Origin of the sequence: Escherichia sp. HH26CH (assembly GCF_009820205.1) — a bacterium.
Classification (GTDB): Bacteria; Pseudomonadota; Gammaproteobacteria; order Enterobacterales; family Enterobacteriaceae; genus Escherichia; species Escherichia coli_F.
In genome coordinates this window covers 131,625-153,915 of sequence record NZ_VNXM01000019.1, presented here as the reverse complement: position 1 = coordinate 153,915, position 22,291 = coordinate 131,625, and the positions used below count along the sequence as shown (strand labels likewise).

Below are 22,291 nucleotides of genomic sequence, written 5' to 3'. Positions count from 1 at the left end.
GTAAATATACTCAATTCTGATGTCAATTGTACGCCAGGCATCGAAAAGCTCATCACAATTACACTGGAGCCAACCCCGCCGATTGCGCTACAATGCCCGCCCTTAAAGTGGGGGCACTCCCCTAACCGCTTCATCAGGTGAAGCGGATCTGACCTGTCATCAGAACGAGAGAATTATGTTTAAACCGGAACTCCTTTCCCCGGCGGGAACGCTGAAAAATATGCGTTACGCTTTCGCTTATGGCGCAGATGCTGTTTATGCGGGCCAGCCGCGTTACTCCCTGCGTGTGCGCAACAACGAATTCAACCACGAAAATCTCCAGCTCGGCATTAACGAAGCCCATGCGTTGGGGAAAAAGTTTTATGTCGTGGTCAACATTGCACCGCACAATGCCAAGCTGAAAACCTTTATCCGTGACCTGAAACCGGTGGTTGAAATGGGGCCGGATGCGCTGATTATGTCCGATCCAGGGCTGATTATGCTGGTGCGTGAGCACTTCCCTGAAATGCCGATCCATCTCTCGGTACAGGCTAACGCCGTGAACTGGGCGACGGTGAAATTCTGGCAGCAAATGGGCCTGACCCGCGTGATCCTCTCTCGCGAGCTGTCGCTGGAAGAGATTGAAGAGATCCGCAATCAGGTGCCGGATATGGAGGTAGAGATCTTCGTTCACGGCGCGCTGTGCATGGCCTACTCCGGTCGCTGCCTGCTCTCTGGCTATATCAACAAGCGCGACCCGAACCAGGGCACCTGCACCAACGCCTGCCGCTGGGAGTACAACGTCCAGGAAGGGAAAGAAGATGACGTTGGCAACATCGTGCACAAGTACGAGCCGATTCCGGTGCAAAATGTTGAGCCGACGCTGGGTATCGGCGCGCCAACCGACAAAGTGTTTATGATCGAAGAAGCCCAGCGTCCGGGCGAGTATATGACCGCGTTTGAAGATGAGCACGGCACTTACATCATGAACTCGAAAGATCTGCGCGCCATCGCCCATGTAGAACGCCTGACCAAAATGGGCGTGCATTCGCTGAAAATCGAAGGCCGTACCAAATCTTTCTACTATTGCGCACGCACCGCACAGGTTTATCGTAAAGCTATCGATGATGCCGCTGCGGGCAAACCGTTCGATACCAGCCTGCTGGAAACTCTGGAAGGTCTGGCGCATCGTGGCTATACCGAAGGTTTCCTGCGTCGTCATACTCACGACGATTATCAGAACTACGAATACGGTTATTCGGTTTCTGACCGCCAGCAGTTTGTTGGTGAGTTTACCGGTGAGCGCAAGGGGGACCTCGCGGCGGTAGCGGTGAAAAATAAATTCTCCGTTGGCGACAGCCTTGAGCTGATGACGCCGCAAGGCAACATTAACTTTACCCTTGAGCATATGGAAAACGCCAAAGGTGAAGCTATGCCGGTCGCACCAGGCGATGGTTATACTGTGTGGATCCCGGTACCGCAGGATCTCGAACTGAATTATGCGCTGCTGATGCGTAATTTCTCCGGGGAAACCACGCGTAACCCCCACGGTAAGTGATTAATTTCGATTATTTTTCCCGGATGGAAAATTCTTAGAAACCGATCACATACAGCTGCATTTATTAAGGTTATCATCCGTTTCGCTGAAAAACATAACCCATAAAATGCTAGCTGTACCAGGAACCACCTCCTTAGCCTGTGTAATCTCCCTTACACGGGCTTATTTTTTATGCATAAACCATAGAGACGGATTGATCCCAGGTGACCGTCTTCCATTGACCACATCGATAGAATTCCCCTTCATAGCACGATGCCTTTCACTTAACGGCATCGTGCTCGTACAGGTTCCGGCTACGCACAATCAGAACGCGCATGTTTGACGCTTACAAAAAAATGAACTTATAGCATTGGAATATTTTTGACATCATTTTCTGATGGCTGCATAAAAATAAAATTTCTGCTTTAGTTTCATCTACCTGTTTGTCATTATTACTCACATTCAATAATGGTGTTGAAGAATATCCCATCAGAGATAAAAATGAATATGTCCATGGTAGTCTTGAATCTATTCTCACTCTCCACATTTGAATGTCAGACGCGCGACGCCATGTAATCCTGCTCCTTCAGTCTTCAGGTTAACTATCTGCATTTTTTTGCCCTGAGTAACACAGAAATTAGCTGCATCATTTTTCACTATATTTTCCGCACCAGATATTCTGCCCCTGGCTAAAGATGCTTCGGCTTCAGTGTAGTATTGGTTATCGAGTTTACGCTGGATATTACTTTTATAGGCAAGACCGAATTTACCGATACTTGTCTCATCATTATGCACAGCACAACCAGACATAAGAAAAACACTAATTAATGATATAGCAGCTGTCTTTTTCATCTCACCTTCCCCCATTAAATATCAACGACACGCTCTGGTGTTTAAATATAATAATGGCATGATTATTATAATTGAATAGGATTATAATAAATGTTCTGTACAACATTTCCTACATAAGTAGGAATTACAAACATGAAGGCCCTTCCCAGGTACCCCCCATGAGGGCTTTAATATATTTAGAATAAGATATTGAAGATGCCACTGTTTAGTTGAATATTAGGTATATGTTCTTTTTTGAAATTTATCGGTGGCTACCGTTAACATTCACTGTCCCCATTGCAAGCTCCTGGTGGTAACCACTGAATCCCCCATCCTTGAACTGATTTTTTATCCTCCGATTTTCATCCTGTTCTGACTCCGCCTTTTCTTTTCTGCTCTACACTATCTACAGACCAATCATAAAGGCATACGATTATGGCAGAATTTCCCGCCAGCTTACTGATTCTTAACGGCAAAAGTACTGACAATCAACCCTTGCGCGAAGCAATTATGCTGTTGCGCGAGGAAGGAATGACGATCCATGTGCGGGTCACCTGGGAGAAAGGCGATGCCGCCCGATTTGTAGAAGAGGCCCGGAAGCTGGGCGTCGCAACGGTAATTGCCGGTGGCGGCGATGGCACTATTAATGAAGTTTCCTCGGCGCTGATTCAGTGTGAGGGCGATGACATACCCGCGCTGGGGATTTTGCCACTAGGTACAGCGAACGATTTCGCGACCAGCGTGGGTATACCTGAGGCACTGGATAAGGCGCTGAAACTAGCAATTGCTGGTGATGCTATTGCGATTGATATGGCGCAGGTCAACAAAAAAACCTGTTTTATTAATATGGCAACGGGTGGGTTTGGGACACGTATTACCACAGAAACGCCGGAAAAATTAAAAGCAGCGCTGGGTGGCGTCTCTTACATCATTCACGGCTTAATGCGCATGGATACACTGCAACCGGACCGTTGTGAAATCCGCGGTGACAACTTTCACTGGCAAGGTGACGCACTAGTCATTGGTATTGGTAACGGCCGTCAGGCAGGTGGCGGTCAGCAATTGTGCCCGAACGCATTAATTAACGACGGCTTACTGCAACTGCGCATTTTCACCGGAGATGAAATTCTTCCGGCTCTCGTATCAACCTTAAAATCTGACGAAGATAACCCGAATATTATCGAAGGTGCTTCGGCGTGGTTCGATATACAAGCGCCACACGAAATTACCTTTAATCTTGATGGCGAACCGTTGAGTGGGCAAAACTTTCATATTGAAATACTTCCGGCGGCGTTGCGTTGTCGATTACCACCGGATTGTCCATTATTGCGTTAATCAAATTTCCCTTTCTTAATTCAGGGAGTATCAGTGATGCCGGATTCGGTGTACACACCTTATCCGGCATAAAGAACAATGCTACACCGTAATTAATTTCACCCGTGTTTTCTGCAATGCCAGTTTATCCACCTCTGAAATGGCATCATCAGTAATAATAATGTCAATTTTTTCAATCGGTAGTACCTGATTAAAACCGCGACGGTTAAATTTCGTTGAGTCGAGAACGGCAATCACTTTATTAGCGGCTGTGACCATCGCACCGCTAATCGAATAACCTTCATTAAAGGTCGTAATACCATTAACCGCATCAATACCATCAGCACCGACAAACATTAAATCGGCATTAATATCCTGCAATGAACGCTCGGCAATGGAGCCATGCATCGAGCGCGTTTTATGGCGGACCGTGCCACCACAGACGACCAGAGTAATGTCTTTATTTTCGGAAAGGGCAAACGCCGCCGGGAGACTGTTGGTAATCACCGTGATATTTTTGGCGGTCATTAAACCTTCGGCGATAAGCATTGTCGTACTTCCGCTGTCGAGAATAACGGTCATCCCTTCGTGGATCATTTTGACTGCCGCCTGCGCAATTCTGTTTTTCGGCGCGCTGGCGAGCTGAAATCGCTCTTTAAACCCGACTTCCTGGGTCTCGGTTTCACTATTTCCGGACATTATTTTCGCCGCACCGCCATGAAAGCGCGTAACCACGCCTTTTTGTTCGAGAAAGCGCAAATCGGCACGGATTGTCGCTTCCGAGGCAGCAAATACTCCCGCCAGATCCTGAACAAGCACGGTTCCCTGTTCATTCACTAATTGGATGATCTTATTCCTTCGCTCGAATGAATTCATCGTCATTTACCCATATTCAATTGTGGCTAGTGTAAACGAAGGGGGACCATTGGTGAATGATCTGTTTTGCACAATACCGGGCCAGCATCACGCTGGCCCGCGGTTTCAGGGAATAAGCAACACTTTGCCCGGCATAGCATTACGAGCGATGTCACGCACCGCCTGGGCGAAGCTTTCAAAGCTTCCACGGTGAGCGATTAATGGCTCCAGGCTTAACTTACGTTCTGTCAGCAACCGGCTCGCCGTTTCCCACTCCTGCCCCGGCCAAGGGCTGGAATAGTTCATCCAACTGCCGATAACCGTCAGCTCTTTACGTAATATTTTGCCAAACGTTGTCGATGTTAAATGCAGATCCTGATGCAACGTGCCCACCAGCGCCAGCTGGGCATGAGGCCCGGCAATCTCTACCGCCAGTTCGACGGTTTGCGGGACTCCAGCCGTCTCGAGGATAAGCTGATTAAAGCGCAGCTCGCGTAAAACGCCCTGCATTTGCGGCGCGCTCATTTCAAGGCTGTTAAATGTTTGCATCGCACCGAAAGATTTTGCTAGTGCCAGTTTTTCTGAGCTAATGTCGATAGCCGTCACACTCTTTGCTCCCAGCGCGACAGCGCACTGAATGGCCAGCAGGCCAATGGTTCCGGCACCAATAATAATAACGTTTTTATTCTCACAACCTTGCGCTAAATGGAAAGCATGCAGGCCAACGGTAATCGGTTCAATAAAAGCCCCATCCTCAATAGGCATATGCGCAGGTAGAGCAAAGACATTTTTCCGCTTAACGACAATATATTCGGCAAACCCACCATCACGCCGTGAGCCAATAAAATCATATTTTGCGCACTGGGAATAAAACCCTTTCAGACACTCTGGACAAGTAAAACAGGGTAATAACGGCACACAGGCAACCGCATCGCCAGGGTGTAAGTCATCAACACCGGGTCCCACCGCATCAATATAGCCGCTAAATTCATGGCCTAACGTTATTGGATAATAATGTGCACCATTTTTAAATATTCTGGGCAAGTCGGAACCACATATCCCCGAGCTGGCAATTTTTACCCGTACCTCGTCCCGATGGATGATTTCAGGCATGACTCGTTCTTCAACGCGCACGATACCATCAGTATCATTAACAACTGATTTCATAAAAACTCCTGATTGTTAAGGGGGATATTCTCCCCCTCAGACAAAAATTATTCTGCGAGAGCGGCTTTCTCTTGTTTAATAAAACCACGCGCTCTACGCCAGGTCATGAAAATACCGGTAAGATAAATGGCACCGATAATAATGAAACCGGGAATATTTTGCGGGGAGAAAACCTGAATCAGTAACCAGGTAATGGGAGAACCGCCCTGATCCATTGAAGCCACCATGCCCCGGCTTTTAACGCCCCAGCATTAGCCGCCAGTTGGGTGTGCAAACCAATAGTTTGCGTCGCGATCCACAGGGTGATGCTCATAATGATGACACCCGAGATTAAGGTGCGGAACAGATTTCCACGATGCACGGCAACTGCCATCGCAACAAAGAAGCCGATGGTGGCAAGGTCGCCAAACGGCAGTACCTGATTACCCGGAACACAAACAGCAATTAAAATGGTGAGCGGGATAAAAATCAGGCTTGCCGATACCACCGCCGTATGCCCCAGCAGCAACGCCGGATCAAGGCCAATCAGGAACTCCTGACCGCCGAACTTCGCCTGTAAACGACTACGGGCCTGCTTAGCGATGGGCGTTAAACCATCCATGATGGGTTTAATCACCCGTGGCATCAGCAGCATAACTGCCGCCGTTTTTACCGCCAGCTGCAATACACCTTTGACATCGTACCCCGCGAGAATGCCGATAATCAGCCCCATCACAAAACCCACGGTGACGGGCTCGCCAAATGGGCCAAATTTGCGCTGAATATCGTCGGCGCTAAATTTAATACGGTTAACGCCTGGGATTTTCTCGATGATAGCATCCACCAGCACCGCAATTGGCCCCAGATACGCCGACGTACCGTGCGGAATAGCAATGCCTTCCAGCTCAAAGAAATTTCGGGTATCGCGGGCAAACCAGTCGCCGAGCTTATAAACAAACGCCGCGTGAATTACCACACCCGCCATCCCTATCATCCATGAACCGGTTGCCAGATGCAGCAATGCGCCGGTGAAGGTCATATGCCAGATATTCCATATATCAACATTTACCACCCGCGTCATACGGGTCAGTAGCATCGCCACGTTAACCAGAATCGCAATCGGAATCGCCACCAGCGCAATTTGCGACGCCCAGGTCATTGGTGAAGAGCCCGGCCAGCCGACATCGACCACATGCAGATTCAGGTCGAAATTTTCCGCCATCGCTTTCGCCGCCGGGCCAATGGAATCCAGCATTAAGCCAATCACAAGGCCGATACCAACAAAGCCAATCCCGATATGCAGACCCGCTTTAAAGCAATCGCCTGCCTTCATGCCTAATATCTTAGAAAAAATAATGATGACAATCGGCAACATGACCGTAGGGCCGAGGTCGAGAATATAACGCATGACTTCTGAAAACATAGGTCACCCCTGTAAGATAGTCAGAATTTTATTTTGTAATGCTTCGATACCGACACCAGAAACAAAAGGCATGCCGTGAACTAACGGAATATCGCCAAAACTGCGGTCAACTCTGGCGGTAGTACAAATAAGATGTACGCCATCCATATAGGTTTCTATTTCATTAACCCGACACTGGATTACTTCAACGGGGATATTATGGCTATGGCACAACTCTTTAATTTCTTCCGCCGCCATCGTAGAGGTCGCAACCGCGCCTCCGCAAGCGACAATTATCTTGCGTTTCATAATCAATCCTTTTTATTGGTACAGAGGTTTTTGGTTATTCGGAATCTAAAATATGCTGTGTGAAATATTCCTTTAATTGCGATTCAGAAATGGTGATTAGCGTTTCAACGATATCTGGTTGCTGCAACTTGCCAAATAAGCACCGCAAAAGCTTCAGTTGCTGCTGCGGATTTTCGACAATCAGCGCGATAATCAACGACACCGCCACGTCGTTATCATCATCAGCTTGCTGAAACTTTATTTTATTCGCCGGTCTTAACAGATAAATGGCTGACGACTTAGCATGAGTCGCCTCACAATGCGGTATTGCAATGGCGTGCTGTTCAAGCATTATCCCGGTGGGGAATTCTGCTTCTCTGGCAATTAATGCCTGTGGCCAGGTTTCATGAACCACACCTTTCGCGATCATCTCATTACCGATATGAGTTAAAACTTCGCTACGATCGACAAAAGAAATTCCGCTACGAACAAACAGGTTAGTCATATACCGTCCTTATTCCGCACAGCCGTAGCGATAGGCACGCAAAACATCATAAATTTTATCCATAATCAACTGATACGGTATTGCCGATAATTCCCCGAACTGTATGCGTTCAAATTGTTTGGGTAGATACTGACTAATCATGCCCAGTGGGATGTCCACGTCTTCCAGATTCGCCATCATCGTTTCAACGCTATTTTTAATTCGACTATGCGGCCAGTAATAACGAATACGATCCGACAGGCTGTAACGAATATCCAGTAATGAATCGTTAAAACCCGGGCGATAATATTTCTTCCAGTACTGCGGTTCGTCGAGCATCACTTCTTCAATCACCGCCAGGCAACTGCTACGATTTTCGGGGCCGATAAGCTCCTGTTCAATTTGTGCCAGCGCAAATATCGCCTCGCGTAAAGCAAAGGTTAATGCGGGGCCGACTTTCAATATTGCAAAGTGATCGCGGACTAATTCCCAATAAGCCGTCCGGGTCTGGTAATCGGTAGAATGTGCTTCATAAACCATTCGGGTGTTTTCTATCCATTGCGCCAGCGCCTGCGCTTCTTGCGGCTGATAATGGATAATATTGCTGTGATCAAATTCCACACCCGGCTGTACCACGATGGCAATCACGCGTGTTAACGCCTCTGTCAGCCCACGAGCAATAAAGGCCTTTTGATGCGTACGTAAAGTATTGGCGGCATCTTCAACCCGGGTAATGTGTACTGACTGAATGGCGCTGGCCTCACCGCCCGGAACCGGAACTTCGGTGCCAATGACATAGCTCAGTTGCTCACGCTGGTAATCTATCGCCACACTTTCCGCCGCCTGACAAAGCACGGCAGCACGTTCAGCAACCGTTTCTGGCGCTAATGGTATTGGATCCCCCGCACATGACATTGACGCATCAAGGTGAATTTTACTGAACCCCGCTCGAACATATGCTTTTACCAGCTCGACGGATTTTTCCATCGCCGTATCCGCATTTTCTTGCTGCCAGCAGTTCGGTCCCAGATGGTCGCCGCCGAGAATGATACGCTCACGAGCAAATCCGACTTTATCGGCAATCGCAAACACAAATTCGCGAAAGTCCGCCGGTGTCATTCCGGTATAACCGCCAAATTGATTGACCTGGTTTGACGTTGCTTCAATCAGCACTTTGCGCGTGCTGTTGTGATCGAATACCAGCGCCGCTTCGATAACCAACGGATGGGCAGAACAGACTGAACATATGCCGATATGTTCACCAGCTTTATGCCGGGCAATTAACGTTTTCATGTTTTTTCCTTGTTAAATGGCAGGTGCGTTATGCCCTGCCCTCGCAGCCACAATCGGCAATCACTTTGCTCACCACATCGCGCATTGCGGATTTAGCCGACTGCAAATAATCCCGGGGGTCAGTCGCTTCAGGGTGCTCGGTCAGGTAATTTTTTAACGCCTGCGAGAATGCATTTTTCAGCTCCGTTGCAACGTTGATTTTGCATATCCCCAGTTTGATGGTTTGCTGAATATCCTTAGTCGATAACCCTGACGCGCCATGCAGCACCAGCGGTAAGTTCACCCACTGGCGAATGTTCTCCAGTCGAGAAAAATCAAGCGCCGGTGCGCTGGCATACATACCGTGAGCCGTGCCGATGGCGACCGCCAGGGAATCAATCCCGGTTGTCTCGGCAAATTCACGCGCCTGAATGGGGTTGGTATACAACGCATCAGCTTCATTGACTTGTACATCATCTTCCTGGCCCCCAAGCTGCCCCAGCTCCGCTTCGACGCTGACATCAAAGCGATGGCAAAAATCCACCACCTCTTTTACCCGTGCAATATTTTGCGCATAAGGCAAATGCGAGGCGTCGATCATTACCGAGCGCACACCTGAACGAACTTTCTGAGCGATATCGTCAAATTTCGTGTGATGGTCGAGGTGAATCGCCAATGGATGGTGATAGTGCTTCGCCATAGCGCTGAGCAGCGCCACCAGATTTTCTGTACCAGCATGAGTAAATGTACCGGGCGTTCCGGCAATGATGACCGGCGCATGCATGCTGGCAGCGGTTTCCACCACCACGTGCATCGTTTCGAGATTATGAATATTGAATGCCGGAACAGCGTAACCGCCGCGCTGCGCGTTGTTCAGCATCTGCTTTGTCGATACCACGTACATTTTCACATCCTGTCGTTTATTTTCGAATTCAAAATATAATGAAATTATTTGTTTTCAAATATCGAGATAACGATCACAAAAACGACAATATGAAAATTAATCAGAATGACAGGAAAAAAAAACGGCCTCCCGGGGGAAGCCGTAACGAAGTGCGCGTGTTTTTATGCCGGATGCAACGTAAACGCCTTATCCGGCATACGTGGCAGCGCTGTGTAGGCATGATAAGACGCTTCAGCGTCGCATCAGGCATAGGTTGCCGGATGCGGTGTGAACGCCTTATCCACCCTACGGGGTAGTGCTGTTCGTATGAGGCGTATCAGGCGATAGTAATTTTGCTATCGAGATAAACGTCCTGCACGGCGTTAATCAGTTTCACGCCGTCAGCCATCGATTTTTTGAACGCCTTACGTCCAAGAATCAGCCCCATTCCACCAGCGCGTTTGTTGATGACCGCAGTACGCACTGCATCGCTGAGGTCAGTTTCACCGCCTGCAGCACCGCCGGAGTTTATCAACCCTGCCCGGCCCATATAGCAGTTAGCTAACTGATAACGCACCAGATCAATCGGGTTTTCGCTGGTCAACTTGCTGTACACGCGATCGTCGGTATAACCGTAATTAATCGCTTTATAGCCGCCGTTATTTTCCGCCATTTTTTGTTTGACGATATCTGCGCCTATGGTTGCCGCCAGATGGTTAGCCTGGCCGGTCAGGTCAGCCGAAACGTGATAATCGACGCCATCTTTCTTAAAGGCGGAGTTACGCAAATAGGCCCACAGCACGGTCACCATGCCCAGCTCGTGCGCACGTTCAAAAGCCGCAGAAATTTCTTCAATCTGGCGACGTGACTCTTCCGAGCCAAAATAGATAGTCGCCCCAACCGCCACCGCGCCCATGTTGAACGCCTGCTCCACGCTGGCATACAGCGTTTGATCGTAAGTGTTCGGGTAACTTAGCGTCTCGTTGTGATTAAGTTTGACAAGGAATGGAATGCGATGCGCGTAACGCCGCGATACCGATGCCAGCACCCCGTAAGTTGACGCCACACAGTTACAACCCGCTTCGATCGCCAGTTCAACAATGTTTTTTGGATCAAAGTAGAGCGGGTTAGCGGCAAATGAAGCTCCGGCAGAGTGCTCAACGCCCTGGTCAACCGGCAGAATAGAAAGATATCCTGTGCCAGCCAGACGCCCAGTGTTGTACAACGTCTGCATATTACGTAACACCGCTGGCGGGCGATTATTGTCAATCATCACGCGGTCTACGTAGTCATGTCCGGGGAGATAAAGCTGGTCAGAAGGAATAGTCATACAACGGTGCTGTAAAAGGTTGTCGGCGTCTTTGCCAAGCAACTGCGCAATATCTGTCATTACTATGCTCCCGTAAATTCCGATTGGATATCGGCTATGGATTGTCCTGGCCCGCCTTTTGCGGGCAATCATAATCCTGGTCGTTACAGGCGAGTTTTTCCATCTTTTGGATGTTTTTTCAGCGTTTTCTGTTGGCTCGATTCATCAGAAAAAATGTTACCGCGGTCAAGTTTTCACCGCAAAGGTATTTAAAAGGTATTATTAAATGGTATTGTCATCGCGTACCTTACATTACCTGTCATGAAGGAATTAAAAGATGAAAACAACAGCAAAGCTGTCGTTCATGATGTTTGTTGAATGGTTTATCTGGGGCGCGTGGTTTGTGCCATTGTGGTTGTGGTTAAGTAAAAGCGGTTTTAGTGCCGGAGAAATTGGCTGGTCGTATGCCTGTACCGCCATTGCGGCGATCCTGTCGCCAATTCTGGTTGGCTCCATCACTGACCGCTTTTTCTCGGCGCAGAAAGTGCTGGCGGTATTGATGTTCGCTGGTGCGGCGCTGATGTATTTCGCTGCGCAACAGACCACTTTTGCCGGGTTCTTCCCGTTACTGCTGGCCTACTCGCTAACCTATATGCCGACCATTGCGCTGACTAACAGTATCGCTTTTGCCAACGTGCCGGATGTGGAGCGTGATTTCCCACGCATTCGTGTACTGGGGACTATCGGCTGGATTGCCTCTGGTCTGGTCTGCGGATTCCTGCCTCAGATGCTGGGATATGACGATATCTCTCCGACCAACATCCCGCTGCTGATTACCGCCGGAAGTTCTGCTCTGCTCGGTGTGTTTGCGTTTTTCCTGCCCGACACGCCGCCAAAAAGCACCGGCAAAATGGACATTAAAGTCATGCTCGGCCTGGATGCGCTGATCCTGCTGCGCGATAAAAACTTCCTCGTCTTTTTCTTCTGTTCATTCCTGTTTGCGATGCCACTGGCGTTCTATTACATCTTTGCCAACGGTTATCTGACAGAAGTCGGCATGAAAAACGCCACCGGCTGGATGACGCTCGGCCAGTTCTCTGAAATCTTCTTTATGCTGGCATTGCCGTTTTTTACCAAACGCTTTGGTATCAAAAAGGTATTATTACTTGGTCTGGTCACCGCTGCGATCCGCTATGGCTTCTTTATTTACGGTAGTGCGGATGAATATTTCACCTACGCGTTACTGTTCCTCGGCATTTTGCTGCATGGAGTAAGTTACGATTTTTACTACGTTACCGCTTACATCTATGTCGATAAAAAAGCCCCCGTGCATATGCGTACCGCTGCGCAGGGGCTGATCACGCTCTGCTGCCAGGGCTTCGGCAGTTTGCTCGGCTATCGTCTTGGCGGTGTGATGATGGAAAAGATGTTCGCTTATCCGGAACCGGTAAACGGACTGACTTTCAACTGGTCCGGGATGTGGACTTTCGGCGCGGTGATGATTGCCATTATCGCCGTGCTGTTCATGATTTTTTTCCGCGAATCCGACAACGAAATTACGGCTATCAAGGTCGATGATCGCGATATTGCGTTGACACAAGGGGAAGTTAAATGAAAACAGAACGTATTCTCGGTGCTCTTTATGGGCAGGCGTTAGGGGATGCGATGGGGATGCCCTCCGAGCTTTGGCCGCGCAGTCGCGTCAAAGCGCACTTTGGCTGGATTGACCGTTTTCTGCCTGGGCCAAAGGAGAATAACGCAGCCTGTTATTTTAACCGCGCCGAATTCACCGACGATACCTCGATGGCGCTGTGTCTGGCGGATGCGTTACTGGAACGTGAAGGCAAGATCGATCCGGATCTGATTGGGCGTAATATTCTCGACTGGGCGCTGCGTTTCAACGCCTTTAACAAAAACGTGCTTGGCCCAACTTCGAAGATTGCGCTTAACGCCATTCGCGACGGTAAACCCGTTGCTGAACTGGAAAACAATGGCGTGACTAACGGCGCAGCGATGCGCGTCTCGCCATTAGGTTGTTTGCTTCCGGCGCGCGATGTTGATTCCTTTATTGATGATGTGGCGCTGGCGTCCAGCCCGACCCATAAATCCGATCTGGCGGTGGCAGGTGCGGTAGTCATCGCATGGGCGATTTCCCGTGCCATTGACGGAGAAAGCTGGTCAGCGATTGTTGATTCTCTACCCTCGATTGCGCGACATGCACAGCAAAAACGCATCACCACCTTCAGCGCCTCACTGGCGGCACGCCTGGAGATTGCGCTGAAAATTGTGCGCAATGCCGACGGCACCGAATCCGCCAGCGAACAGCTTTACCAGGTCATTGGCGCAGGTACCAGTACTATTGAGTCCGTTCCGTGCGCCATTGCGCTGGTTGAACTAGCACAAACCGACCCGAACCGTTGCGCCATTCTGTGCGCCAATCTTGGCGGTGACACAGACACCATCGGCGCTATGGCGACGGCGATTTGCGGCGCGTTGCATGGCGTTAACGCTATCGATCCTGCGTTTAAGACGGAGCTGGATGCGGTAAATCAGCTTGATTTTAATCATTACGCCACGGCGCTGGCGAAGTATCGCCAACAACGGGAGGCGGTATGAGCGGCGCTCGATTACACACGCTGCTGCCTGAATTAACCACGCGTCAGCCGGTGATGGTCGTCGGCGCGGCGGTCATTGATGTGATCGCCGACGCTTATGCCCTACCCTGGCGTGGGTGCGATATCGAACTGAAACAGCAGAGCGTTAACGTTGGCGGCTGTGCATTGAATATTGCCGTGGCGTTAAAGCGCCTCGGTATCGAAGCGGGTAATGCCCTGCCGCTCGGCCAGGGTGTGTGGGCGGAAATTATTCGTAACCGGATGGCGAAAGAAGGATTAATCAGCCTCATCGATAACGCCGAAGGCGATAACGGCTGGTGTCTGGCGCTGGTTGAGCCTGATGGTGAACGCACGTTTATGTCGTTCAGTGGTGTGGAAAATCAGTGGAATCGCGAATGGTTGGCGCGATTAACCGTTGCGCCTGGCAGCCTGCTCTATTTTTCCGGTTATCAACTGGCCTCGCCCTGCGGTGAATTGTTAGTGGAATGGCTGGAGAGTCTGCAAGACGTGACGCCGTTCATCGATTTTGGCCCACGTATTGGCGATATCCCGGATGCATTACTGGCGCGAATCATGGCCTGTCGACCTTTAGTGTCACTCAATCGTCAGGAGGGTGAGATTGCCGCCGAACGTTTTGCTTTATCAGCAGAGATAACAACACTTGGCAAGCAATGGCAGGAGAAATTTGCCGCGCCGTTGATCGTTCGTCTCGATAAAGAAGGCGCATGGTATTTCAGCAATAACGCTTCTGGCTGCATCCCAGCATTTCCAACGCAAGTTGTAGACACCATTGGGGCGGGCGACAGTCATGCAGGTGGCGTATTAGCTGGACTGGCCTCTGGTTTGCCACTGGCGGATGCCGTATTGCTGGGCAATGCAGTGGCGTCGTGGGTTGTCGGGCATCGCGGCGGTGATTGCGCGCCAACCCGCGAGGAACTACTCCTCACACACAAAAACGTATAGATCACTGCGACAGTGGCTGATGCTGTACTCAATAGGCCGTTGCTGTTGGTCAAGCGCCACTTGCTTGATCACCAGCACCGGTATTTTACTATCTAATTGAATATGTGACTGAAACTCGGCATCCGGCATCCGGGCGCTAACGCGGGAACGGGTACGCTTTGGAAAAATATGCTGACTGCGGAAGTAGTCATAAAGAGAGATTCCGATAGCATCAACATCATGAATTAAATGCGCCGGAACCCACGACTCCTCAATAGAGACCGCTTCTTCATCAACATAGCGAATACGCTTAAGCAAAAAGACATCACTACCCGCTTCGACCGCCAATTGCTGCGCCACCTCTTCAGGGCATTTAACCACTCGCTTGTTAACCCATAGCGTATCGGGCTTTTTCCCGCGCAACACCACCTGCTGAGAAAATCCTCGCGCTTCTTTTAACGAGTATTCAAAGATGTTATTAATCTGCGTGCCGTAGCCGCGCGAACGTGTCACCACGCCCTCTTCTTCCAGCGCCTGCATCGCCTTGCGCACCGTAATACGCGAAACGCCGGTTAACTGACTTAAATCGCGCTCGCCGGGTAAAATATTGCCATGTTCCAGCACCCCGCTGCGCACGGCATTTTTCACCGTTTCGGCAAACTTAATATAAAGCGGCGTGTTATCCGCCGCTAAAATACGTTCGTTCAGTTGGGCAATCAGCTGGGTATGCGCTTGTTCCATTTGTCTTTTTCCAGGCGATGAGTCTGGAGGGAGTATATCACGCACCTATTGCCTTAGCAGTTTCTTCACCGCCAGAACATGTTTGCATGGCCCTCTTTGTCCCTGATATTTACTGAACCATTCGCAGGTACAGCGTTCACCATTTGCATCGAGAATGACGGTATGCCGTACTCCACTCCCTTCAACTCGCGCCTCTGTTCTGGCTGGCTGCTGGCTAATAATTTCAACTTTGTTCTCTTGCAGTAATTTCTCAGCCCCTTTCAGACGGGGATTCAGACTCATTATGCGGGAGAGTTTGAACGGCAACTGGCGATAAAAATAGGCATTATCGGTAAGGTCGTAACCCAGTAATCCCATTGCCGCCAGTTGCGCGGCCAGTGTGTCGGTTTTTCCCAGCCACTGACTGCCACCTGAAGCAAAAAATGCCGGACTAATAGTCTGGTTGGCCTGTGCCTGTTCGTCAAAAATAGTCAGCCAGCCCTCGTCAATCCCTTCATTTAGCGCATCCAGCGTCGCTCCCTCACCAGAAAATCCACGCCAGCAATCACGAGATAACGAAAGCGTAAAACGCAAATCGCCAAACCACAGTTGCCAGGTGGTGGATTGCATATCCGGTTGCGCAAAAACTTGCAAGCAGTCAACAAAAGGTAACAAGGGTTCCAGTAAGCGCAGACGATGCAGCCCGCCGATACAAATCGCGTTAACTGATTTTACTGGCGAAAACTGTGGCGTCGTACCGCGTACCTGTAAATAGTAATCGGTTTTCACCTGTCCTTTGGGTAAGGAACGAAACAGTTGCTGCGCCTGGACTTTAGTAAACTGGTGGCCTTTTGCCGACTGAGCAAGGTAGACCTGTACGCTACTCAGACCTTTGATCCATTTCACCGGAAGTGGCACTTTGCGTTCAATAACCTGGTGATTTTCCAGATGTAACCCCACCGATTTCTGACCGACGGATAAGGTAACAGCTTCACTATTGCTTACCCCTGCTAATGCCGAGAGCATAGGCTGGTTAAAATCGACATTGGTCGTGCCGCTTTGTAAAAACTCTCCGTTTAAGCCATCGGGCAAAATATCAAGCCGCGCATAGACCCCGGCACAGTGGGAAAATCCTTCAAAACGCACCCGCTCATTTCCTGCGCTGACAATGGGATCTTTCAGTAGCGCCAGTTGCGCGGGCGAAAGGTTAAAGCTCGACTTCACCACGTTGGAAAGGGCAATTAAACAACGCGCCATCAAAAAAGGTTGCCTGACCTGACCGACAAAAAAACAGGGAGCGTCAGACGCCTTTTGGATCTCACTGTATTTCGCCAGGCGTAATTCATCTTTTCCGTTTGTTTTGTGCAAAGCGGATGGGATGTTGTAACTATAAGTGAGTGTCTCTTCCATTTATGACTTCCTTGTAAGTTCGAGTTGCAGCTCATTGAGCTTTTTGTAATTGGTGATTTTTACCGTGCTCAAATGGCTGTCCATTGCACTTATCATCTCAAGTAATGCCTGATTGTGGCGGGAACTGATATTGATAAGCGCCTGCATGGCAAGATCGGTAAAGCGTTTGAGTGGCGACCAGCCCTCTTTTTCCAGCCGACCAAGGATGTCGCCGATATGGGCAGAATTCACACCTTGTGGATAACACAGTTTTTCAATCCATAGTTCGCCAGCAAGAGCACGGACAGTTTTGTCGGCGTGAAGCATGCAAAAAGCGGTAAGTAGATGTCCCATGGGTGTTAGCGGCAAAGGCAATTCAAGCATTGCCTGCAACAAGTGGATCGTGTCACGTGGCTCGTTATATTCTGTTTTAAAGTGGTATTCGATAAACCGCACTAAAAAAAGATCGTGAGCAGCGGGAAAAGAAAATAACAGTCGTTGCTTATCTGTTTCCCAACCATTCGATGTTTTCATAAAACTAAAGGCATAAAAAAGTCTGGTCTTTTCCTGCTGCCAGTATCGAGATATATCAAAGTTCAATTGTTTGTAAGAAACTATCTCCTTTGAATAAGGTACTGTCTGTGTTTTTGTCTCAAGGCACCATGAAAACTCATTAGAGATGATATTTGCAGGTAAATTGTTTTTGCTTAGCAAAATCAAACCGTATTCGAATGACGCTAAATCATAGTGACTGGTATTACGTGTAATAATGGCTGACAATGCTAAATCATCATTTTCAACACATTTAAGTGACTTCACATCACCATGGAAGAAATATTTTAATAGCGCAGTATCATTTTGGTTTAATCCGGCTAAATTAATTTCATTTTCAGGTATCACGCAACGTTGAATAGCAAGTTGTAAATCTAAATTATCAGGAACCTGAGTTACCTTTTGATATTTTCTTAACCTTTGCACAAGAGTACAGGGATCAATAAAACACGGCAAATGCGTCGGAGTTGAAAGAAGTGGCAGGTGGTTTGATTTTTGTAACGAATGCAGGACATTTATTAATATATCAATCCATGGCTGAAATTTTGCTTTGGTAGATTTTTGCCACTCATGAAACCCCCAGTTAAGTTTTAAGTTCTTATTTTCATTATTAATTAATTCAAGATATTGATTATACTTTTTAAGTATATTTTCGTTAGGTAATTTATTAAGTAAATAACCAGCAAACTCAAGGATAAATGTTGCAAGGATTTGATCGAATGCGCCAACTGATGAAGAACCAGATTGCAATGTTTTCAGCGCCAGACCAAAAGCAGGCTCCAGTTGACTAAGATTATCTTTATTAATCTCAGGCGCAAAACGTAACAACGCTGCGGGAAACAGGTCAAAATGATACGATTCCAGGTTAAGACACGCTCTACCTGCCAGGAAGACAAAATCATCCCAGCTTTCAATTTCTGGGATACGGTTATCATCACGAATTAATGATATAACTGGGTGCAATAGCAACGCTTCATCAGCAACCGGGGGTTTGCTATCAAGAAAATCCGTTAATAATTGTTTAGTGCCAGCAAGCAAATTATTAATATAACTATCCAACAGTGCACTCAACTCAGCATCTGTCGGATCGCCATACTTAACAATTAGTTTTGCCGCTTTCTCCTGAAGGCTGGCATCTTTATTTATAAAGACACCGGTGAGGTTATAACAAATTGTCATTCGTTTATCAGGATATTTACTTGCCAGTTTATCAGCCAGTATTAAAGTACTATTCAAAGTACTCTTAATTGTTGAGGAAAAAATGAGAGGCAGATGATTAATAAATGCATCATAATCAAATTCAGGATTTGCACTAAGGCTGTTAATAATTTTTAATACATAGGAAATTGGTTTGTTTTGCGGGCAATGAAATACTGAAAATAATTCATTTTGTAGTTGCAAACATTCATTTTCAGCAGGTTCCAGAGCAGTCAACAAGTCCACATACCAGTTAGTTTGATTTTTATTGAATCCGCGAATGACAGCAAGAAGGCTTTCTTTTAAAACCCGCATTCTGTCTAACCTTTTTTGTTGAACGTATTTTTTGAACAAGTATATCCATCTATGTTCATCGGCGTCTTCTGGTTTCTCTTGTGTATGATGCCAACTTTCAGCCCATGATATATTACAAGGATAATTAAATATTTCCCAGAGATGAACATCTAAAGTGAATGAGTGCTTCTGTAGCATTTTACTATGAATTATTTTTTTTACGATAAGCATTGGCGACACATTAGAAAGATAACCTGCCGCGATCCAGTCACTAATTTGCTCGTAATTAAAAGGACAACCATCTTTATCTGCGAAAATATTGACATAATCGGTAAACCAGTCAGGAGAAAATAGCGCCAGTGCCATATCCAAATCTTGATTATCTCTAAATATGCGAGAATTTATACTTTTAAAGTCTTTTTTATTGTAACAGCATAATATTGCAATACTTAACATTTTAAATTGATTTTTATTACCAATAATCCCCCATGTATTCCGTGATATCTCCTTGAAACTACTTAATCTTTTTACATCCTTCTTGATTAATGGAACTAAGTCTTTTCGAGACTTTTCATCCAGTTCTTTTAAGAAAGCCATCAACTGCTCTGAATTTCCCGACTCAATAATATTACAGTACTGTTCTTTAATATCGGTCATTTCACACATCCTTGCGTTGTAAATTCATTCATGTAAGCTATTATTTTTTTATAGTTAATGGGAAGATCGTTGTCACCAGCCAGTGTGATGCAATTCTCAACAATTTGCTTTTGAAATTTTCGTACTGCGGGATCACTATTGTGGTTATCAAGATATTCAATAAATCTATTAACTGGCGCATACTTATTCATAAGTAAATAAGCAATACATTCAGACAGATAGTGACTGTTTACAAAGTTATGCTGGATAGCCAATTGTATATATTCTGCTGCCAAATCGCGGCTAATCTTTTTCTCAAAAAGTAAACAAACTGCAATGTAGATCCAACCTGCCTGATGAACTCGAAGTTGGTTTTCAAGCAAATATTGTAGAGGATATAAGCATTCTTCAAAGCCATCAACTTCGTTTCCCGATGCCGTCGCTGGAATAAAATGATTTAACCATGAATCCGGGTTATGTGGTACCAGAGATAAATAATACAATTAATCCTTCCAGTGACAACACTCATCTCGACGCAGACTCATATAGTAATAATGACCAGGATAATGGTGAAGACTATCTCTCTTCCAGCAATGAATCACACGGTTATTTAATGCCAGTCTGTACCAGGTTTTATATTCATTCTTATCAATTAATATGCGATACGTACAGGTAAATGGTTGGGCTATGCCAGGCCAACTCGCCTGCGCGATGGCGATAGATTCATATTGTGGGAATACTCCGTTTGTATCTCGGGTACGTGTAATCTGTGTCCAGAGTGGTAAATACTCGTCATTTGTTGCCGATATATCATCTGTGATCCCCAACATATAGTGCACCGCCCGGGCATATTTCCCGGTTAACATTAATGCCTGTTGCTTCACTTCTTCGGTAACCTCGCCTGGCAAAATACGATTACAGGCGACAATTAAATCATCAACATCAACCGGATAATTCTCGCGTTCGTGGGCCAACAATCTCTCCACCAGGATTTGTGGCGAAACATAGAACGGCGTATGGCTTGGTGTTGCCAGTAAACTTAAGTGGCAGTTATCACGCAACCGTGCCAGTACCAATTGGTTTTGGTTTTGTAAATGCGGAAGGCGGCGTTCATGTCGCTCTGGCGTTGATGCATACTCATCACTTAACCACTGCTGAAAAAAATCCTTCAGGCTATATAGTATTGATGATCCGAGATACTTTTTATGTAATTTTTTATAGTACGGTTGTAACTGTTTTTTATAACCATCAGGAAGTTCATCTTGCAGAGCAATAATCCCGGCATAAAAAAGCTCAATGTCCAGGGCTTCTTTATTTTCCAACATTTTTCCAGTTTGAAACAACAACGCATCCCAGTTTTCAGGAACAATAACCTGCTCATGTTGTAGCATGGGAATAACATGACTTTCGCCCAGCGGTGAATCACATTGTAACAGTGCCAGTACACTGTGCTTTAAGCCCGCCAACCATGGCTCAGCTAACGCGGCAACGTCCTGTGCCAATTGGTATTTCAACATTAATTCAGCTGTGCGCAGTTGTAACTTTTCGCTACGCTGAATTAAGGTTCCAGATACGTTTTGCGCCAGTGTTGTACGATATTGTGGATATCGCTCTGCCAAATCACCGGCAATATCAAGTGCTATTAATAATGATTTATCGCATTTTTCTCGTCCGCTAATTACCGGAAAACACTGCATAAATGATGAATGGTCGAACTCAGGGTGAGAGTAAAATGTTTGAATTGTCTGAATAACAAAATTGACGACTGAATTATTGCTGGCATTCAGCCCTGAAAATAATAACTGTTGATTATCAATCCATTCATCTTCTTGTGGGTTAAACATCTTTATCAGACGAATATGCCAGTCAATGCGACCTTTTTTAAAATTATTTGTTAATGAAGCTAACAGTTCTTTAATGAGCTGGCGAGGTAAAAGATTTTCAGCAAACAGTTGCTTAAACACTTCATCCCAAAATTCGGTAACGACACCACAATGATGCGTGTTATCGGCCTGATGAAAGTGACTTAGCAAAAGCACAGGGACGTCATATTGCGTGAAAGGTAAAATTATCTTTTCTATGATTTGAGGGTTTTCCCGCAGCCAGATAATTTCATCCTGAACGTTGCGAGTATACATCTCAACGTGAAATAACGCGTTGGCAAACGCTGCTTCGTTGAAGGTAATCCAGCCTTGCTGAAACCAACGCCAGATAAGACGGATATCTGGGTATGTATGCGGAACGCGCAAACAATCCTCAAACACGCTATCCAGATAATCAGGAGGGCAGTGATTAAAATAAGTGATTAGCGCATCATGTATAGCATGGTAACGACTTCTGCTAACCACATGAAGTAACGTATGTTTCACTGGCCAGCTAACAGGAAACATTTTTTGATCTGCATAACTACGCGTACAAACGATTTTTGTCAAAGGGATTGCATCGTCAACATATTCCCCCAGACGAAGTGAAATATAATCAAAGTTCTGCAATTCCTTTAAGGCAATAATTCGCTCATTTTCGGTTAATGACAATCCCCAATCAACAATGGCTGGATAATCTTTTTGGCGAATCAGTTCGACAGGTATCATTGGCGAGTCTCTTCCATGGAGTATTATTCATGATACCGGGTTGAACACCTGTTTT

Annotated in this window: 18 protein-coding genes and 1 pseudogene; 5 read left to right on the top strand and 14 right to left on the bottom strand. The window is 46.9% G+C overall.

All coding sequences use genetic code 11. The features are described 5' to 3' along the window. The first annotated feature begins 175 nt into the window (after positions 1–175). Positions 176–1,537, top strand: coding sequence for a prephenate-dependent tRNA uridine(34) hydroxylase TrhP (gene trhP / locus FQ015_RS07665; RefSeq protein WP_000476037.1), 1,362 nt, complete (start codon positions 176–178; stop codon positions 1,535–1,537). Between the two features lie 513 nt (positions 1,538–2,050). Here trhP and FQ015_RS07660 read toward each other — a convergent pair. Beyond that, complete coding sequence (locus FQ015_RS07660; protein ID WP_001353116.1) at positions 2,051–2,368, bottom strand: hypothetical protein; 318 nt, start codon at positions 2,366–2,368, stop codon at positions 2,051–2,053. A gap of 414 nt (positions 2,369–2,782) precedes the next feature. Between FQ015_RS07660 and yegS the strand changes: the two genes are divergently transcribed. Continuing rightward, positions 2,783–3,682, top strand: a complete 900-nt coding sequence (yegS, locus tag FQ015_RS07655) for a lipid kinase YegS (protein ID WP_039021732.1) — start codon at positions 2,783–2,785, stop codon at positions 3,680–3,682. An 81-nt stretch (positions 3,683–3,763) separates the two neighbouring features. Here the strand turns inward: yegS and FQ015_RS07650 are convergent, their stop codons facing one another. The 8 genes and pseudogenes from FQ015_RS07650 to fbaB form a co-directional block, all read right to left on the bottom strand. Further along, complete coding sequence (locus tag FQ015_RS07650; RefSeq protein WP_202385078.1) at positions 3,764–4,537, bottom strand: DeoR/GlpR family DNA-binding transcription regulator; 774 nt, start codon at positions 4,535–4,537, stop codon at positions 3,764–3,766. Positions 4,538–4,642: 105 nt separating this feature from the next. Further along, positions 4,643–5,683, bottom strand: a complete 1,041-nt coding sequence (gene gatD, locus FQ015_RS07645) for a galactitol-1-phosphate 5-dehydrogenase (RefSeq protein WP_160523922.1) — start codon at positions 5,681–5,683, stop codon at positions 4,643–4,645. 47 nt (positions 5,684–5,730) lie between these two features. Continuing rightward, positions 5,731–7,085, bottom strand: a pseudogene (locus FQ015_RS07640) (PTS galactitol transporter subunit IIC). A gap of 3 nt (positions 7,086–7,088) precedes the next feature. Further along, complete coding sequence (gene gatB / locus FQ015_RS07635) at positions 7,089–7,373, bottom strand: PTS galactitol transporter subunit IIB (protein ID WP_000823264.1); 285 nt, start codon at positions 7,371–7,373, stop codon at positions 7,089–7,091. Positions 7,374–7,407: 34 nt separating this feature from the next. Further along, the gene (gene gatA / locus FQ015_RS07630) at positions 7,408–7,857 is read right to left on the bottom strand and encodes a PTS galactitol transporter subunit IIA (protein ID WP_160523921.1); all 450 of its coding nucleotides are present in this window, start codon (positions 7,855–7,857) and stop codon (positions 7,408–7,410) included. Positions 7,858–7,866: 9 nt separating this feature from the next. Further along, the gene (gene gatZ / locus FQ015_RS07625) at positions 7,867–9,129 is read right to left on the bottom strand and encodes a tagatose-bisphosphate aldolase subunit GatZ (protein WP_160523920.1); all 1,263 of its coding nucleotides are present in this window, start codon (positions 9,127–9,129) and stop codon (positions 7,867–7,869) included. 28 nt (positions 9,130–9,157) lie between these two features. Continuing rightward, positions 9,158–10,012: a tagatose-bisphosphate aldolase subunit GatY gene (gene gatY / locus FQ015_RS07620; RefSeq protein WP_160523919.1), complete on the bottom strand. Its 855-nt coding sequence runs from the start codon at positions 10,010–10,012 to the stop codon at positions 9,158–9,160. A gap of 316 nt (positions 10,013–10,328) precedes the next feature. Next, complete coding sequence (gene fbaB, locus FQ015_RS07615; RefSeq protein ID WP_000129551.1) at positions 10,329–11,381, bottom strand: class I fructose-bisphosphate aldolase; 1,053 nt, start codon at positions 11,379–11,381, stop codon at positions 10,329–10,331. A gap of 256 nt (positions 11,382–11,637) precedes the next feature. On the opposite strand from fbaB, the gene FQ015_RS07610 reads away from it, so the two are divergent. From FQ015_RS07610 to FQ015_RS07600, 3 genes are read left to right on the top strand one after another with little or no spacing between them, the layout of a single operon-like run. Continuing rightward, positions 11,638–12,915 (top strand): nucleoside permease, encoded by a 1,278-nt coding sequence (locus FQ015_RS07610; RefSeq protein WP_088541340.1) that lies wholly within the window; start codon positions 11,638–11,640, stop codon positions 12,913–12,915. Continuing rightward, positions 12,912–13,916 carry an ADP-ribosylglycohydrolase family protein gene (locus FQ015_RS07605; protein ID WP_160523918.1) on the top strand — a complete coding sequence of 335 codons (1,005 nt, stop codon included), beginning with the start codon at positions 12,912–12,914 and terminating at the stop codon, positions 13,914–13,916. Before FQ015_RS07610 ends, FQ015_RS07605 begins: the two co-directional genes overlap by 4 nt. Next, positions 13,913–14,878 carry a carbohydrate kinase family protein gene (locus FQ015_RS07600; protein WP_088541338.1) on the top strand — a complete coding sequence of 322 codons (966 nt, stop codon included), beginning with the start codon at positions 13,913–13,915 and terminating at the stop codon, positions 14,876–14,878. The genes FQ015_RS07605 and FQ015_RS07600 overlap by 4 nt, the downstream gene beginning before the upstream one ends. Here the strand turns inward: FQ015_RS07600 and FQ015_RS07595 are convergent. The 5 genes from FQ015_RS07595 to FQ015_RS07580 are packed head-to-tail and all read right to left on the bottom strand — an operon-like array spanning position 14,852 to position 22,236. After that, positions 14,852–15,598 (bottom strand): GntR family transcriptional regulator, encoded by a 747-nt coding sequence (locus FQ015_RS07595; protein ID WP_000434034.1) that lies wholly within the window; start codon positions 15,596–15,598, stop codon positions 14,852–14,854. The genes FQ015_RS07600 and FQ015_RS07595 overlap by 27 nt on opposite strands. Positions 15,599–15,643: 45 nt before the next feature. Then, on the bottom strand, positions 15,644–16,987 hold the full coding sequence (locus tag FQ015_RS07590) for an SWIM zinc finger family protein (RefSeq protein ID WP_160523917.1): 1,344 nt from the start codon (positions 16,985–16,987) through the stop codon (positions 15,644–15,646). Further along, entirely contained in the window at positions 16,988–19,666 is a 2,679-nt protein-coding gene (locus tag FQ015_RS07585; protein WP_202385077.1) for a DUF6493 family protein, read from the bottom strand. Continuing rightward, a complete protein-coding gene (locus tag FQ015_RS24705; protein ID WP_237427018.1) occupies positions 19,663–20,148 on the bottom strand; it encodes a DUF7825 domain-containing protein in 486 nt (161 codons plus the stop codon). The genes FQ015_RS07585 and FQ015_RS24705 overlap by 4 nt, the downstream gene beginning before the upstream one ends. Beyond that, on the bottom strand, positions 20,149–22,236 hold the full coding sequence (locus FQ015_RS07580) for a DUF6493 family protein (RefSeq protein ID WP_237427016.1): 2,088 nt from the start codon (positions 22,234–22,236) through the stop codon (positions 20,149–20,151). Positions 22,237–22,291: the final 55 nt, after the last annotated feature.

Coding starts and splice junctions, on each gene's coding strand:
- trhP (WP_000476037.1), top strand. CDS start 176: ATGTTTAAACCGGAACTCCTTTCCCCGGCGGGAACGCTGAAAAATATG.
- FQ015_RS07660 (WP_001353116.1), bottom strand. CDS start 2,368: ATGAAAAAGACAGCTGCTATATCATTAATTAGTGTTTTTCTTATGTCT.
- yegS (WP_039021732.1), top strand. CDS start 2,783: ATGGCAGAATTTCCCGCCAGCTTACTGATTCTTAACGGCAAAAGTACT.
- FQ015_RS07650 (WP_202385078.1), bottom strand. CDS start 4,537: ATGAATTCATTCGAGCGAAGGAATAAGATCATCCAATTAGTGAATGAA.
- gatD (WP_160523922.1), bottom strand. CDS start 5,683: ATGAAATCAGTTGTTAATGATACTGATGGTATCGTGCGCGTTGAAGAA.
- gatB (WP_000823264.1), bottom strand. CDS start 7,373: ATGAAACGCAAGATAATTGTCGCTTGCGGAGGCGCGGTTGCGACCTCT.
- gatA (WP_160523921.1), bottom strand. CDS start 7,857: ATGACTAACCTGTTTGTTCGTAGCGGAATTTCTTTTGTCGATCGTAGC.
- gatZ (WP_160523920.1), bottom strand. CDS start 9,129: ATGAAAACGTTAATTGCCCGGCATAAAGCTGGTGAACATATCGGCATA.
- gatY (WP_160523919.1), bottom strand. CDS start 10,012: ATGTACGTGGTATCGACAAAGCAGATGCTGAACAACGCGCAGCGCGGC.
- fbaB (WP_000129551.1), bottom strand. CDS start 11,381: ATGACAGATATTGCGCAGTTGCTTGGCAAAGACGCCGACAACCTTTTA.
- FQ015_RS07610 (WP_088541340.1), top strand. CDS start 11,638: ATGAAAACAACAGCAAAGCTGTCGTTCATGATGTTTGTTGAATGGTTT.
- FQ015_RS07605 (WP_160523918.1), top strand. CDS start 12,912: ATGAAAACAGAACGTATTCTCGGTGCTCTTTATGGGCAGGCGTTAGGG.
- FQ015_RS07600 (WP_088541338.1), top strand. CDS start 13,913: ATGAGCGGCGCTCGATTACACACGCTGCTGCCTGAATTAACCACGCGT.
- FQ015_RS07595 (WP_000434034.1), bottom strand. CDS start 15,598: ATGGAACAAGCGCATACCCAGCTGATTGCCCAACTGAACGAACGTATT.
- FQ015_RS07590 (WP_160523917.1), bottom strand. CDS start 16,987: ATGGAAGAGACACTCACTTATAGTTACAACATCCCATCCGCTTTGCAC.
- FQ015_RS07585 (WP_202385077.1), bottom strand. CDS start 19,666: ATGACCGATATTAAAGAACAGTACTGTAATATTATTGAGTCGGGAAAT.
- FQ015_RS07580 (WP_237427016.1), bottom strand. CDS start 22,236: ATGATACCTGTCGAACTGATTCGCCAAAAAGATTATCCAGCCATTGTT.